This window comes from Pseudomonas sp. NFPP07, assembly GCF_900115645.1.
Taxonomy (GTDB): domain Bacteria; phylum Pseudomonadota; class Gammaproteobacteria; order Pseudomonadales; family Pseudomonadaceae; genus Aquipseudomonas; species Aquipseudomonas chlororaphis.
Window position 1 is genome coordinate 353868 of the sequence record NZ_FOXG01000002.1, and the last position, 13792, is coordinate 367659.

General features: G+C 64.6%; 12 protein-coding genes. 3 read left to right on the plus strand and 9 right to left on the minus strand.

The features are described from left to right. Entirely contained in the window at positions 1-3066 is a 3066-nt protein-coding gene (locus BM019_RS06675; protein WP_092417881.1) for an efflux RND transporter permease subunit, read from the minus strand. A 6-nt stretch (positions 3067-3072) separates the two neighbouring features. Next, positions 3073-4173, minus strand: a complete 1101-nt coding sequence (locus BM019_RS06680) for an efflux RND transporter periplasmic adaptor subunit (protein WP_092417882.1) — start codon at positions 4171-4173, stop codon at positions 3073-3075. A 93-nt stretch (positions 4174-4266) separates the two neighbouring features. Between BM019_RS06680 and BM019_RS06685 the strand changes: the two genes are divergently transcribed. Beyond that, entirely contained in the window at positions 4267-4911 is a 645-nt protein-coding gene (locus BM019_RS06685) for a TetR/AcrR family transcriptional regulator (protein WP_092417883.1), read from the plus strand. A gap of 71 nt (positions 4912-4982) precedes the next feature. Here the strand turns inward: BM019_RS06685 and BM019_RS06690 are convergent, their stop codons facing one another. After that, complete coding sequence (locus BM019_RS06690; protein WP_009042366.1) at positions 4983-5765, minus strand: class I SAM-dependent methyltransferase; 783 nt, start codon at positions 5763-5765, stop codon at positions 4983-4985. A gap of 94 nt (positions 5766-5859) precedes the next feature. On the opposite strand from BM019_RS06690, the gene BM019_RS06695 reads away from it, so the two are divergent. Further along, positions 5860-6480 carry an energy transducer TonB gene (locus BM019_RS06695; protein ID WP_175510592.1) on the plus strand — a complete coding sequence of 207 codons (621 nt, stop codon included), beginning with the start codon at positions 5860-5862 and terminating at the stop codon, positions 6478-6480. A 63-nt stretch (positions 6481-6543) separates the two neighbouring features. Here the strand turns inward: BM019_RS06695 and BM019_RS06700 are convergent, their stop codons facing one another. From BM019_RS06700 to ppc, 6 genes are all read right to left on the minus strand, one after another. Further along, a complete protein-coding gene (locus tag BM019_RS06700) occupies positions 6544-7371 on the minus strand; it encodes an isocitrate lyase/PEP mutase family protein (RefSeq protein ID WP_092417885.1) in 828 nt (275 codons plus the stop codon). 32 nt (positions 7372-7403) lie between these two features. Then, on the minus strand, positions 7404-8264 hold the full coding sequence (locus BM019_RS06705; protein ID WP_009042363.1) for a DUF72 domain-containing protein: 861 nt from the start codon (positions 8262-8264) through the stop codon (positions 7404-7406). Then, positions 8264-8566: a hypothetical protein gene (locus BM019_RS06710; RefSeq protein ID WP_009042362.1), complete on the minus strand. Its 303-nt coding sequence runs from the start codon at positions 8564-8566 to the stop codon at positions 8264-8266. The genes BM019_RS06705 and BM019_RS06710 overlap by 1 nt, the downstream gene beginning before the upstream one ends. Positions 8567-8751: 185 nt before the next feature. Then, positions 8752-9426 (minus strand): tRNA (adenosine(37)-N6)-threonylcarbamoyltransferase complex dimerization subunit type 1 TsaB, encoded by a 675-nt coding sequence (tsaB, locus tag BM019_RS06715; RefSeq protein ID WP_092417886.1) that lies wholly within the window; start codon positions 9424-9426, stop codon positions 8752-8754. 98 nt (positions 9427-9524) lie between these two features. Continuing rightward, a complete protein-coding gene (adk, locus tag BM019_RS06720) occupies positions 9525-10172 on the minus strand; it encodes an adenylate kinase (protein WP_007927955.1) in 648 nt (215 codons plus the stop codon). Positions 10173-10461: 289 nt separating this feature from the next. Then, positions 10462-13092 carry a phosphoenolpyruvate carboxylase gene (gene ppc, locus BM019_RS06725; protein ID WP_092417887.1) on the minus strand — a complete coding sequence of 877 codons (2631 nt, stop codon included), beginning with the start codon at positions 13090-13092 and terminating at the stop codon, positions 10462-10464. Positions 13093-13332: 240 nt separating this feature from the next. Here ppc and BM019_RS06730 point away from each other — a divergent pair, with 240 nt between their 5' ends. Then, on the plus strand, positions 13333-13677 hold the full coding sequence (locus BM019_RS06730; RefSeq protein ID WP_007927959.1) for a hypothetical protein: 345 nt from the start codon (positions 13333-13335) through the stop codon (positions 13675-13677). Positions 13678-13792: the final 115 nt, after the last annotated feature.

Genomic DNA, 13792 nt, shown 5'->3' on the forward strand with positions numbered 1-13792 from the left:
TCAGGTTTTCCTGACCCGGAACCACGCCGCGTACAACGCCGGCAGGAACAGCAGGGTCAGCGCCGTCGCGACAATCAGCCCGCCCATGATCGCCACCGCCATCGGCCCGAAGAACACGCTGCGTGACAGCGGGATCATCGCCAGCACCGCCGCCAGCGCGGTCAGCACGATCGGCCGGAAACGCCTGACCGTCGCCTCGATGATCGCCTGCCACGGCGTGAGCCCGGCAGCGATGTCCTGCTCGATCTGATCCACCAGGATCACCGAGTTGCGCATGATCATCCCCGACAGCGCGATGGTCCCGAGCATCGCCACGAAGCCGAACGGCTGGCGGAACACCATCAGGAACAGGGTCACGCCGATCAGCCCCAGCGGCGCGGTGAGGAACACCATCGCCGTGCGCGAGAAGCTGCGCAGTTGCAGCATCAGCAGGGTCAGCACCACCACGATGAACAGCGGCACGCCGGCCTTCACCGAGTTCTGCCCGCGCGCCGAGTCTTCCACGGTGCCGCCGACGTCCAGCAGGTAACCGTCCGGCAGTTCGGCGCGGATCGGCTCCAGGGTCGGCAGGATCTGTTGCACCAGGGTCGCCGGCTGTTCCTTGCCATAGATGTCGGCCCGCACGGTGACGTTCGGCAGGCGGTTGCGGTGCCAGATGATGCCTTCCTCGAAGCCGTACTCCAGGGTCGCGACCTGCGACAGCGCCACGCTCTTGCCGTTGTCGGTGGGCACCGCCAGGCTCGGCAGCAGCGACAGCTCGGTGCGTTCATGCAAGGTCCCGCGCAGCAGGATCTCGATCAACTCGTTGTCTTCGCGGTACTGGCTGACGCTGGAACCGGTCAGCGAGCTTTGCAGGAATTTCGCCAGGTTGGCCGTGCTCACGCCCAGGGCCCGCGCACGGTCCTGATCGATATTGAGGTAGACCACCTTGCTCGGTTCTTCCCAATCCAGGTGCACGTTGACCACGTGGGGGTTCTCGCGCACCTTCGCCGCCACCTTGCGCGCCAGGGCCCGCACCTCTTCGATGTGCTCGCCGGTGACGCGAAACTGCACCGGATAGCCCACGGGCGGGCCGTTCTCCAGGCGGGTGACTCGCGAGCGCAGGGCCGGGAACTGTTCGTCGAGGGTTTCGATCAGCCAGCTGCGCAGGCTTTCACGCTCCTCGATGGTCTTGGCCAGCACCACGAACTGGGCAAAACTCGCCGCCGGCAGCTGCTGGTCCAGGGGCAGGTAGAAACGCGGCGAACCGGTGCCGACGTAAGCCACATAGTTATCGATGCCGGCATGCTCCTTGAGCATCGCCTCCAGGCGCTTGACCTGATCGGCGGTATTGCTCAGGGACGCGCCCTCGGCCAGCTTCAGGTCGACCATCAGTTCCAGGCGCCCGGAAGCCGGGAAGAACTGCTGCGGCACGAAACGGAACAGCATCACCGAGGCAATGAACAGCAGCACGGTCAGGGCGATCACGGTCTTGCGCCGGTGCACGCACCATTCCACCATCCGCCGCACCCGCTGATAGAACGGTGTGCCGTACGGATCGGGCTGGCCGTCGGCGCTGCCGTGCTTGGCCGCGTGCAGCTTGGCCAGGTCCGGCAGCAGCTTCTCGCCCAGGTAGGGCACGAACACCACCGCGGCGATCCAAGAGGCCAGCAAGGCGATGGTCACCACCTGGAAGATCGAACGGGTGTATTCGCCGGTGCCGGACTGCGCCGTGGCGATCGGCAGGAAACCCGCGGCAGTGATCAGGGTACCGGTGAGCATCGGAAACGCGGTGCTGGTCCAGGCGTAGCTGGCGGCCTTGAGCCGGTCGTAGCCCTGCTCCATCTTGATCGCCATCATCTCCACCGCGATGATCGCGTCGTCCACCAGCAGGCCCAGCGCCAGCACCAGCGCGCCAAGGGAAATCTTGTGCAGGCCGATCCCCAGGTAGTACATGGTGGCGAAGGTCATCGCCAGCACCAGCGGAATCGCCAGGGCCACCACCATGCCGGTGCGCACGCCCAGGGAAAAGAAGCTCACCAGCAGCACGATCGCCAGGGCTTCCACCAACACCTGGACGAACTCGCCGACACCGGTCTTCACCGCGGCCGGCTGGTCGGAGACCTTGCGCAGTTCCATGCCGGCGGGGAGGTTTTTCTGGATCCGGGCGAACTCCAGTTCCAGCGCCTTGCCCAGCACCAGGATGTCGCCGCCGTCCTTCATCGCCACGGCCAGGCCGATTGCGTCCTGGCCCATGAAGCGCATGCGCGGCGCCGGTGGATCGTTGAAGCCGCGACGCACATCCGCCACATCGCCGATACGGAAGGTGCGGTCGGCCACCCGGATCGGGAAGTTGCTGATCTGCTCGACGCTCTGGAAATTACCGGACACCCGCAATTGCAGGCGCTCGCTGCTGGTTTCGAAGAAGCCGGCGGTGGACACCGCGTTCTGCTCCTCCAGGGCCTGCTGCACCGCCGCCAGCGGCAGACCGAGGGTCGCCAGCTTGACGTTCGACAGCTCGATCCAGACCTTTTCGTCCTGCAAGCCCAGCAGGTCGACCTTGCCCACGTCCTTGACCCGCTGCAGCTGGATCTGGATGCGGTCGGCGTAATCCTTGAGCACCGCGTAGTCGAAACCGTCGCCGGTCAGCGCATAGATATTGCCGAAGGTAGTGCCGAACTCATCGTTGAAGAACGGGCCCTGGATACCCGGCGGCAGGGTATGGCGGATATCGCTGATCTTCTTGCGCAACTGATACCAGAGCTCGGGGATCTGGTTCGAGTGCATCGAGTCGCGCGCCATGAAGGTCACCTGGGACTCGCCCGGGCGGGAAAACGAGACGATGCGCTCGTATTCGCCGGTTTCCATCAGTTTCTTTTCGATGCGTTCGGTGACCTGCCGGGAAACCTCCTGGGCCGTGGCGCCCGGCCAGTTGGTGCGGATCACCATGGCCTTGAAGGTGAAGGGCGGGTCTTCGCTCTGGCCCAGCTTGGTGTAGGACAACGCCCCGACAATGGCCAGCAACAGCATCAGGAACAGTACGATCTGGCGGTTGCGCAACGCCCATTCGGAAAGATTGAAACCCATCGGGGATTACTCCTTGGCCGCCAGATTGACCACGCGGTTGGAGCGATCCACCGGGCGCACCTGCTGCCCCTCATGGAGCACATGCACACCCGCCGCCACCACCCAGTCGCTGACCCCGAGGCCTTCGAGAACCGGCACGCTCTTTTCGCCGAAGGCGCCAAGGCGCACCGGGGTCTTTTTCAGGGTATTGTTGGCGTCGACCCGCCAGACATAGGCGGCACCGTTCTCCGCAGTCACCGCCGACAGCGGCACCGACAACGGCACAGTGGCCGCAGCCTGGATAAACACTCGGGCGCTCTGCCCCAGCTCGGCCGGGACCTTACCGGCGGTAAAGGCGATGCGGGCGGCGAAGGTACGGGAGCGTGGGTCGGCGGCCGGCGACAGCTCGCGGATCTGCCCGGCGAAACGCTGGTCGGGCTGGCTCCACAACTCCACCGACACCGGCTGGCCGATGCGGAAACGGCCGAAACCCTGCTCCGGCAGGCTGATCAGCACTTCCCGCTCGCCGTCGGTAGCCAGGGTAAAGACGGTCTGGCCGGCGGCGACCACCTGGCCGACCTCGACCGTGCGCCGGGCCACGACGCCATCCTGGGGCGCGCGCAGCACGGCGTAACCGGCCTGGTTGCTGGCCACGTCGAACTCGGCCTTGATCTGCTTGAGCCGGGCCAGGCCGGAGCGATACAGGTTCTCGGCGTTGTCGTACTGGGAACGGCTGACCAGTTGCCGATCCATCAGGGTCTTGTAGCGGTCACGCTCGGAGCGCACCAGGTTCAGGTTGGCTTCGGCCGCCGCCACCTGGGCCCGGGTGGCCTCCAGTTGCAGCCGCACGTCCTGCGGGTCGAGCTCGGCCAATGGCTGGTCGGCTTTCACCCGTTGCCCCTCATCGACCAGTCGTCGGCTGACCTTGCCCCCAATCCGGAACGCCAGGTCCGGTTCGTAACGCGCGCGGACCTCGCCGGGGTAACTGTCCATGGCCTGTGCCGCGGGCTCTGGCTGCACCACCATGGCCGGGCGAACGGTGGTTTGCGCGGCTTCTTCATGTCCGCACGCGGACAGCAGAACGGCCAGGCTGACGGGCAACGCGAGGGGTAAGGCATAGCGGAACATGGTGGGGGACCTTTCGCCAAGGGTGCTTCGAATAATTATACTGGCGGGTATGTTATTAATAGCAAACTCACCAGTCCAGTATTAAAGCGAAGAATGTCCGACAATCTTTCCACCTCAAACGGCCCCGGCCGCCCCAAGGACCTGGCAAAACGCCAGGCCATCCTCGAAGCCGCGAAAACGCTGTTCCTGAGCAATGGCTACGCCAACACCAGCATGGACGCGGTAGCCGCCGAAGCCGGTGTTTCCAAGCTGACGGTGTACAGCCATTTCAACGACAAGGAGACCCTGTTCTCCGCCGCGGTGGTGGCCAAGTGCGAGGAGCAGTTGCCGACGCTGATCTTCGAGCTGCCGGCCGGCATGCCGATCGAAAGCGTGTTGCTGAACATTGGCCGGGGCTTTCACCTGCTGATCAACAGCGAAGAATCCCTGAACCTGCATCGCCTGATCATGGCCCTGGGCAGCCAGGACCCGAAGCTCTCGCAGATCTTCTTCGAGGCCGGGCCACAACGCATGGTGCAAGGCATGGAGCGGCTGCTGACCAGAATCGACCAGAGCGGCGCCCTGCGCATCGACAAGCCGCGCAACGCCGCCGAGCATTTCTTCTGCCTGCTCAAGGGCACGGCGAACTTTCGCCTGCTCTACGGCTGCGGCGAGCCGCTGAGCGACGAAGCCGCCGAGGAGCATGTGCGGGAAGTGGTGGGGTTGTTCATGCGCGCGTATCGGCCGGAGTCGGCCTGAGGTTGTGACAACGGAGCGAGCGGGACGCCCGGTCCCTGCTCGCTATAGACAGCCGAAAGGCCCGATAAAGATCAGGCCTTGAGCGCCTTCTTCGGATAGATATCGTAACGGCTGGATTTGCCATCCAGCGCATGGCTCGGCTTGGGGCCTGCGATGCACGGCGCCTTGCGCGGGCGCTTGACCACCACCCGATGGCTGGCCAGGGCCAGGGCGGCCTCCAGCAGCGCCGGGGCGTCCGGGTCGTCCCCGACCAGCGGGCGGAACAGGCGCATTTCCTTTTTCACCAGTGCGGTCTTTTCCCGATGCGGGAACATCGGGTCCAGGTAGATCACCTGGGGCGGCTCGCCTTCCCAGTTGCGCATGACCTCGATCGAGTTGCCCTTGAGCAGGCGCATGCGCGCCACGATCGGCGCCACCTCGAAATCCTCTCCCGCCCGGGCCAGGCCGTCTTCGAGCAAGGCGCCGATCAAGGGCTGGCGTTCGATCAGGCTCATCTCGCAGCCGAGGCTGGCCAGGACGAACGCATCCTTGCCCAGCCCCGCCGTGGCATCCAGGATCCGCGGACGCACGCCCTGGGCAATGCCCACCGCCTTGGCGATCATCTGCCCGCTACCGCCGCCATACAGCCGCCGGTGCGCCGCGCCACCCTCGACAAAGTCCACCCGCACCGGCCCTGGCGCGTCGGCGCCGAGCTGCTGCAGCTGCAAGCCCTGCTCACCGACCTGCAGGGCGAACTCCGCCTCGTCGATCTGCAATGGCAGCCCCAGTCGCTCGGCCCAGTGCGCGGCCTGCGGCTGGAATGCATCGGCCAAGGCCTCGACTTTGATGCGGCAGGCCGCTGGTTGCTCACTCATCTGAAAACACGCTCAAAAAATTAATGATCGGCAAAAGCTGCCGATAAAAGAACTATCCGGCATTTTGCCAGAGCTGAGCGTCGACCCGAGAGAAATGTCAGACATTCGAAGCCTATCCATTGGCGTCATATCGCCCCACGGCGATTACGGCCTAAAAAATTCCCAGGCACTGAGCGGCGTCAGCCATCTGTGGCAGGATTTTTTTGCCCAGGCGCTGGCCGAGCAACGCGGCGATGGCACGAAGCTCACCGACGACAATTCTCCGGTGGCCGTGGACGGCCCGACCGAACCCCATGGCGGCAGCGACCTGCTGGCGCAAATCGTTACCCAGCGTCATTGCGACGTCCAGGACACCGAGATCCGTCCACCGGAACCGTTGTTCCTACCGATCGCCGAGTTCGAGACCGAGCTGCTGGACAAACCGTTTCCGCCGTTCCCGCCGGAAGAAATCGCCGCCCAGCAACACCAGCAAGACTTCGAAAGCGGCTGGGTGCGGCCCATCGTCCTCAATGCCGGCCAGCCCCTGCCCGAGCCTGGCCCGGCGCCGCAGCCGCGGCCATTGCACCTGCCGATCGCCGAATTCGAAATGGACCTGGTGGACAAACCCTTCCCGCCCTTCCCGCCGCAAGAGCTCATCGAGCAACAGAAGCAGTTCGACTTCGATACCGGTTGGGCGCGTCCGCTGATCCTGCAGAACCTGCGGATCGCCGCCTGACCTCAAGCCGGTTTCACCGACAGATCCACTACCGGCAATGGCGCCCAGCGGCACCCCGGCCGCTCAGCCCTTGAACAACTGATTGATCTGCCCGAACGGCAAAGCCTGGTCGGCAAAGTCGAAGCTGCCGTGGTCGCGGATTTCCTGCGCCGCCTGATAGAAGGCGCCATAGGCGGCCCGCGCCAGGGCCGAACCGACGCTGATCCGCTTCACCCCCAGCTCGCTCAACTGCGCCAGGGTCAATTTCAGCCCGCCCGACATCAGCACGTTGACCGGTTTGGGCGCCACCGCGCGGACCACGGCGATGATTTCCTCGGCTGAGCGCAACCCAGGCGCATACAGCACATCGGCGCCGGCCTCGGCATAGGCTTGCAGGCGGCGAAGGGTGTCCGGCAGGTCCTGCCGGCCATGCAGCAGGTTTTCCGCCCGTGCCGTGAGCACAAAGGGAAAAGGCAATTGCCGCACTGCAGCGACCGACGCCTCGATACGCTCGACCGCCAGTTTGAAGTCATAGATCGGATCGTCGGCCCGGCCCGTGGCGTCCTCGATGGAGCCGCCCACCGCCCCGCAGGCGGCCGCTTGGCGCAGGGTCCTGGCACAGCCTTCGGGACTGTCGGAAAAACCGTTCTCCAGATCTACCGCCACCGGCAGGCTGCTGGCGCCGACTATGGCGCGAACGTTGCCCAGGGTGTCCTCCAGGGACAAGGCACCTTCAGCGTCGGGGCGCCCCAGGGAAAAAGCGAAACCGGCGCTGGTGGTCGCCAGGGCCTCGAAGCCGAGGCTGGCCAGCATCTTGGCGGAGCCCGCGTCCCAGGGGTTGGGAATCACGAAAGCCCGATCACGCTCATGCAGGGCCTTGAAGGTTTGGGCACGAAGGGTTTGCGCATCCATTGGCGGACTCCTGGGCAGGGAAACGATTCCGCTCAGAGCAAGCCGAGTTGCTCCGCGGCGGGCTCTCTGTATAGCTCAGGCAAGGCCGGCAATCCAGGCAGGCGCTCCATCAGGCGCGCATGAAAACGCCGCGCCAGCTCGGCGGCCAGGCGGTTATCGGCGGTGTGCAGGAAGATGTAGGGGGTGCGCCCTTCCTCGATCCAGCCGGCGACCTTGTCGATCCAGGGCACCAGGAACGGATCGTTGGCCTCGAGCTCCGGATGACCGATAAAGCGCACCTGGGGAAACTGGGTGAAGGCGGCCGGGCGCGGCGGTACCTTGGGTTTCTTCGATTGCGCATGGAGCACCGACGGCTCGCTGGACGTGCAACTGAACAAGGCGCGCGGGTCGAGGCAGATGCGCTCCACCCCACGATCCAGCAGCAGGCGGTTGAGCATGCGCTCGGCATCGCCCTTGGCGAAGAAGTCCCGATGCCGGACTTCCACCGCCAACGGCCGCTCCAGGCCGTCGATAAAACCCGCCAGCTCCGCCAGGCGCTGCGGTGTGAAGCTCGCGGGCAGTTGCAGCCACAGCGGCGAAACACGCTCGCCCAGCGGGCTGAGCAACTGCAGGAAGCTCTCGGCCGCGCCCAATTGTTCGCGCAGGTCGCCGCCATGGCTGATGTCGCCGGGAAACTTGGCGGTGAAGCGGAAATGTTCAGGCATGGTCTGCGCCCAGCGCTGCACCGTGGCCTCCGCGGGACGCGCATAGAAGGTGGTATTGCCTTCCACGGCATTGAAGACCTGGCAATACAGGCCGAGAAAGTCCGTCGGCCGCGCGCTTTCCGGGTACAGGTACTCACGCCAGGCGTTTTCGCTCCAGGAAGGACAACCGAGGTAATAAGGCAGCAACATCAGATGTGCAGGTCGAGACCCACCACTTCCATATCCCAATCGACGAAACCGGCGGTGGTCAGGTAGCTGGCCAGGGCATTGGCCACGCTTCTTTTCATGGCGCGGTGGAAGATCATGTCCTGCGGACGGGCGGGCAGGTTGCTGGTGCGCCCGGCGGAGGCCTGGGAGCGCGCCTGGGCTGGAGTCTCGGGCTGGACTTCGACGGCATCTGCGTCCTCGAGGGAGTCGTCCAGCAGCACGCTGCCTTTGCGAGGCTTGCGCTTGATGGGGTAGGACTGAGAGGAAATGCCGTCTATGCGCATAATCACATGCTCGATATCGATGATGGCAATTTAGCGGCACCTCGCCGACTACGCAAATGCCGAGTGATAACTAGAACACAGAAAATGCAAAAGGTTTAAAAGCCACCGGAAACTGGCACGAAAACCTGACGATTGACACGCTCGCCACGCGGACTCGTGGTGGCGAACAGCTCTGCAGCAGCCTGTCAGCGCGCTTTTGGCGTCGCCACTTTGTCCCGCAGGTACACCGGTTGCGCCTCGTCCGCCGGGATCGCCTCGCCGCGCTCCCAGGCAAAGCGCGCCAGGGTCAGCAAATCTTCGGCGTGGGGCAGCATGCCCGCGTCCTGGCCGCTGAGATTGATCCCGATACGCTCGGCGTAGCCCCAGCCGGTGCCCGCGCCGAACCAGTCGCCGCTGGCGTCCGCCGGCAACGCAGCGGCTTCCGGCGGCAGCACCGCTTCGGCCCCTGCCAGGCGCATCTCGCCGGCCACTTCGCGGTAGCAGCCCCAGTAGACCTCATCCATTCGCGCATCGATGGCGGCGGCCACCTGGGTCGCGCCGTGTTCGCGCAATGCGCGCTGCGCCAGCACCGCCAGGTTCGACACCGGCAGCACCGGACGCTCCAGGGCGAAGGCCAGGCCCTGGACCACGCCGATGGCGATCCGCACGCCGGTAAAGGCCCCAGGCCCGCGACCGAAGGCAATGGCATCGACGGCCTGCAGGCTGGTGCCGGCATCGGCCAGCAGTTTCTGGATCATCGGCAGCAGCTTCTGTGCATGCAGGCGCGGGATCACCTCGTAGTGGCTCGTCACCTTGCCGTCGTGCAGCAAGGCAACCGAGCAGGCTTCAGTCGCGGTGTCCAGGGCCAGCAAGGTGCTCATCGATGTTTCCATAAGGCAGAGGGAGTTGAAAAAAGTGACGCATTATAAACAGCAACGGCCCGCAAGCGGGCCGTTGAAGATCAAGCCAGTACGACTGATCAGCTCAGCGCTTCGAGCACCTTGCCGGTGATCGACTCGACCGAACCGACGCCCGCGATGTGGCTGTACTTCGGCTTGCCCTGGCTGGCGGCCAGGCTCTGGTAGAACTCCACCAGCGGCTTGGTCTGGGAGTGATAGACCGACAGGCGATGACGCACGGTTTCTTCGGTGTCGTCTTTACGCTGGACCAGGTCTTCACCGGTGATGTCGTCTTTACCGGCGATTTTCGGCGGATTGTAGACAGTGTGGTAAACGCGGCCCGAGGCCTCATGCACACGGCGGCCGGCGATACGCTGGACGATCTCTTCGTCGTCGACGGCGATCTCGACCACGTTGTCCAGCTCGACGCCGGCTTTGACCAGCGCTTCGGCCTGAGGAATGGTGCGCGGGAAGCCGTCGAACAGGAAACCCTTGGCGCAATCGGCCTGGCTGATGCGTTCCTTGACCAGGTTGATGATCAGGTCATCGGAGACCAGACCACCGGCGTCCATCACGCTCTTGGCTTTCAGGCCCAGCTCGGTGCCGGCCTTGACCGCTGCGCGCAGCATGTCGCCGGTGGAGATTTGCGGAATGCCGAATTTTTCGGTGATGAACTTTGCCTGAGTACCTTTACCGGCCCCGGGAGCTCCCAGCAGAATTACGCGCATCGATGTGCTCCTCAATTTTTTATTTAGAAACGCTCGGATTCGCCTCGTGGGGCCAATCTCGGAAATGGGATAGTGGCCGCCCAAACGGCCAAAGGCTGATCAAGATACACAGCCGACACAGCGCACACAAGCAGCCGAAAGTCGGAGCAACCCGCCGCCTTTATGCCCTGGCGACAGGGTATTGCTGGTCGCAACCCCATAACAAAGTGTCGCCTGGCGACGGTCGCCAGCCCTTTCGGGCCAGCGCTCGAAGTACCGTGCCAAGCCACTGAAAACCCCGGCGATTACCTTAGCCGGTATTGCGCAAACCGGCGGCAATCCCCGCCACAGACACCAGTAGCGCCTGTTCCACCGGGCTGTCCTGGGCGCCGTCCTGGCGCCGCGAACGGGCCAGCAGTTCGGCTTGCAATAGATGCAGCGGGTCCAGGTAGGTATTGCGCAGGCGAATGAACTCCAGGGTGTCGGGGCTATGTGCCAGTAACTGCGACTGACCGGTCAGCCCCAAGACCACCGAACACGCCTGCGACAATAAGTCGCGTAAATGCGCACCCAATGACAGCAGCGCCGGTTCGACCAATCGTTCGTCGTAGGAACGGGCTATATCCGCGTCGGCCTTGGCCAGCACCATCTCCAGCATGTCGATGCGCGTGCGGAAAAACGGCCACTGTTCGCGCATCTGCCCCAGCAACTCGCCCTCCCCGCGCTCCAGGGCCTTGCTCAGGGCGGTTTCCCAGCCCAGCCAGGCCGGCAGCATCAGGCGGGTCTGGGTCCAGCCGAAAATCCACGGGATGGCCCGCAGGCTTTCGATGCCGCCGGCGCGCCGCTTGGCCGGCCGGCTGCCCAATGGCAGGCGCCCCAGTTCCTGCTCCGGCGTGGACTGGCGGAAATACTCGACGAACTGCGGGTTCTCCCGCACCACCGCGCGATAAGCCTTCACCCCATCGTCGGCCAGTTCGTCCATCAGGTCGCGCCAGGCCGGCTGTGGCAGGGGCGGCGGCAGCAAGGTCGCCTCCAGCACCGCCGCCAGGTAGAGATTGAGGTTCTGCTCGGCGATGTCCGGCAGGCCGAATTTGAAACGAATCATTTCCCCTTGCTCGGTGGTACGGAAGCGCCCCGCCACCGATCCCGGCGGTTGTGACAGGATCGCCGCGTGGGCCGGGCCGCCGCCACGCCCCACGGTGCCACCGCGACCATGGAACAGCAGCAACTCGACCTGCTGCTCGCGGCAGATATCCACCAGTTTTTCCTGAGCCCGGTACTGCGCCCAGGCGGCAGCAGTGGTGCCGGCATCCTTGGCCGAGTCGGAATAACCGATCATCACTTCCTGCGGGCCCTGCAGGCGCGAACGATAGCCTGGCAGAAGCAGCAACTGCTCGATCACCGGGCCGGCGTTGTCCAGGTCGGCCAGGGTTTCAAACAGCGGCACCACGCGCATCGGTCGCAGCACGCCCGCTTCCTTGAGCAGCAGTTGCACGGCGAGCACATCGGATGCCGCACCGGCCATGGAGATCACATAGGAGCCCAGCGAAGCCGCCGGCGCCGCAGCGACTTCCCGGCAGGTCGCCAGCACTTCGGCGGTGTCGGCCGACGGCTTGAAGTAACCGGGCAATAGCGGACGGCGGCTGCCCAGTTCGCGCATCAGGAAATCGATGCGCTCTTGCTCGCTCCAGTCGCCGTAGCGGCCCAGCCCCAGATAATCGGTGATTTCGGTCATGGCCGCGGTGTGCCGCGAGGAGTCCTGGCGCACGTCCAGGCGTACCAGGAACAGACCGAAGGTCACTGCGCGGCGCAGGCAGTCGAGCAACGGACCGTCGGCGATCACCCCCATGCCGCATTCATGCAGGGACTGATAGCAGAGTTCCAGCGGGTCCAGCAGCTCGCGGTTGTTCTGCAGCACCTGGGCAGTCGCCGGCACGCTACCGCTCAACGAGGCCTGGGCCCAGTTGCGGGTGGCCCGCAGGCGCTCGCGCAATTGCTTGAGCACCGCGCGATAGGGTTCGGCGCTGTCGCCGGCCAGGGTCCGCAGCGCCGCGTTGGCCTGCTGCATGGACAGGTCGGCCGCCAGTTGATCGACATCGCGCAGGTACAGGTCGGCGGCCATCCAGCGCGCCAGCAACAGCACCTCGCGGGTCACCGCCGCGGTGACATTGGGGTTGCCGTCACGGTCGCCGCCCATCCACGAAGCGAAGCGAATCGGCGCCGCCTCCAGCGGCAAATGCATGCCGGTGGCCGCGTGCAAAGCCTGGTCGGCCTTGCGTAAATAGTTGGGGATGGCCTGCCACAGCGAATGCTCGATCACCGCGAAGCCCCACTTGGCTTCGTCCACCGGGGTCGGCCGGGTACGGCGGATTTCTTCGGTGTGCCAGGCCTCGGCGATCAGCCGCTGCAAGCGTGTCTGGATCTGCGCGCGCTCGGCCGAAGTGAGGTCGCGATGGTCCTGGGCGGCCAACTGCGCGGCGATGGCATCGTATTTCTGGATCAGCGTGCGGCGGGCGACTTCGGTGGGGTGGGCGGTCAGCACCAACTCGATCTCCAGCCGCCCCAACTGCCGGGCCAGCGCCTCGGCGCCATGGCCTTCGGCCCGCAGGCGCGCCAGCAGTTCCGGCAGCACCCGCGACTCGAACGGCGCCGGTTGCGACTCCTCGCGACGGTGAATCAATTGGTACTGCTCAGCGATGTTGGCCAGGTTGAGGAACTGGTTGAACGCCCGCGCCACCGGCAGCAGTTCGTCCTCGCTGAGTTGGTTGAGGCTGGCGCTGAGTTCGGCATCCAGCGAACCGCGCCGGTCGGCCTTGGCACCCTTGCGAATCTGTTCGATCTTGTCGAGGAAACCCTCGCCATACTGTTCACGAATGGTGTTGCCCAACAGCTCACCCAGCAGGTGAACATCTTCGCGCAAGCGCGCATCAATATCGGTCATCTACCTGTTCTCCAGCGGACTCGGGGCTCCTGGTAAGCCCCAAGAGTGCCGCCAGCACATGGCTATTAGCAAGGGCGGTCTTGACACGAACAGCCGCGGGCAACGCCGGTGCACGACGAAGCGCCTTTAAACCTTGCACGATGGAGCTAGTCTCAAGAGTAAGCCGCACAACGGCTTAGCGCCGGCACAGGCCGGTCACTCACCAAGCCCTGCCACAAGCAGGTGTTCATTGAGGTTGCCATGAAAATCCGTGAGCTCGCGCAACACTGGGAAGAAAACGCCAAGGGTCGCCTGACCCAGACCGGCTACACGATCTACCTGGATGTCGAAGCCGCCGCACGCCTGGCGGCAATTTCCGAGATGTACCCCAAACGCCGGACCGAGGAACTGCTCGGCGAACTGATCGGGGCCGCCCTGGAGGAACTCGAAACCAGCTTCCCTTATGTCCAGGGCCAGCATGTGGTCGCCACCGACGAAGAAGGCGATCCACTCTACGAGGACATCGGTCCTACCCCGCGTTTTCTCGCCCTGTCGCGGCGTTATCTGCACGATCTGTCGGCTCAGGCAGACGAGCAGAAACACTGATCCACGCCTGCATTTCTCACCGATAAGAGCGTTATTCCTGACCCCGGATCGGGTCAGGAGTACCCCTGCGCACGGCAAAAGTTCCTTATTCAGAGCCTTGTCCACACAGTCAGGA

What these genes read in the sequence shown, in the direction of transcription:
- BM019_RS06675 (WP_092417881.1), bottom strand. Translation starts at nt 3,066, where the DNA reads ATGGGTTTCAATCTTTCCGAATGGGCGTTGCGCAACCGCCAGATCGTA.
- BM019_RS06680 (WP_092417882.1), bottom strand. Translation starts at nt 4,173, where the DNA reads ATGTTCCGCTATGCCTTACCCCTCGCGTTGCCCGTCAGCCTGGCCGTT.
- BM019_RS06685 (WP_092417883.1), top strand. Translation starts at nt 4,267, where the DNA reads ATGTCCGACAATCTTTCCACCTCAAACGGCCCCGGCCGCCCCAAGGAC.
- BM019_RS06690 (WP_009042366.1), bottom strand. Translation starts at nt 5,765, where the DNA reads ATGAGTGAGCAACCAGCGGCCTGCCGCATCAAAGTCGAGGCCTTGGCC.
- BM019_RS06695 (WP_175510592.1), top strand. Translation starts at nt 5,860, where the DNA reads ATGTCAGACATTCGAAGCCTATCCATTGGCGTCATATCGCCCCACGGC.
- BM019_RS06700 (WP_092417885.1), bottom strand. Translation starts at nt 7,371, where the DNA reads ATGGATGCGCAAACCCTTCGTGCCCAAACCTTCAAGGCCCTGCATGAG.
- BM019_RS06705 (WP_009042363.1), bottom strand. Translation starts at nt 8,264, where the DNA reads ATGTTGCTGCCTTATTACCTCGGTTGTCCTTCCTGGAGCGAAAACGCC.
- BM019_RS06710 (WP_009042362.1), bottom strand. Translation starts at nt 8,566, where the DNA reads ATGCGCATAGACGGCATTTCCTCTCAGTCCTACCCCATCAAGCGCAAG.
- tsaB (WP_092417886.1), bottom strand. Translation starts at nt 9,426, where the DNA reads ATGAGCACCTTGCTGGCCCTGGACACCGCGACTGAAGCCTGCTCGGTT.
- adk (WP_007927955.1), bottom strand. Translation starts at nt 10,172, where the DNA reads ATGCGCGTAATTCTGCTGGGAGCTCCCGGGGCCGGTAAAGGTACTCAG.
- ppc (WP_092417887.1), bottom strand. Translation starts at nt 13,092, where the DNA reads ATGACCGATATTGATGCGCGCTTGCGCGAAGATGTTCACCTGCTGGGT.
- BM019_RS06730 (WP_007927959.1), top strand. Translation starts at nt 13,333, where the DNA reads ATGAAAATCCGTGAGCTCGCGCAACACTGGGAAGAAAACGCCAAGGGT.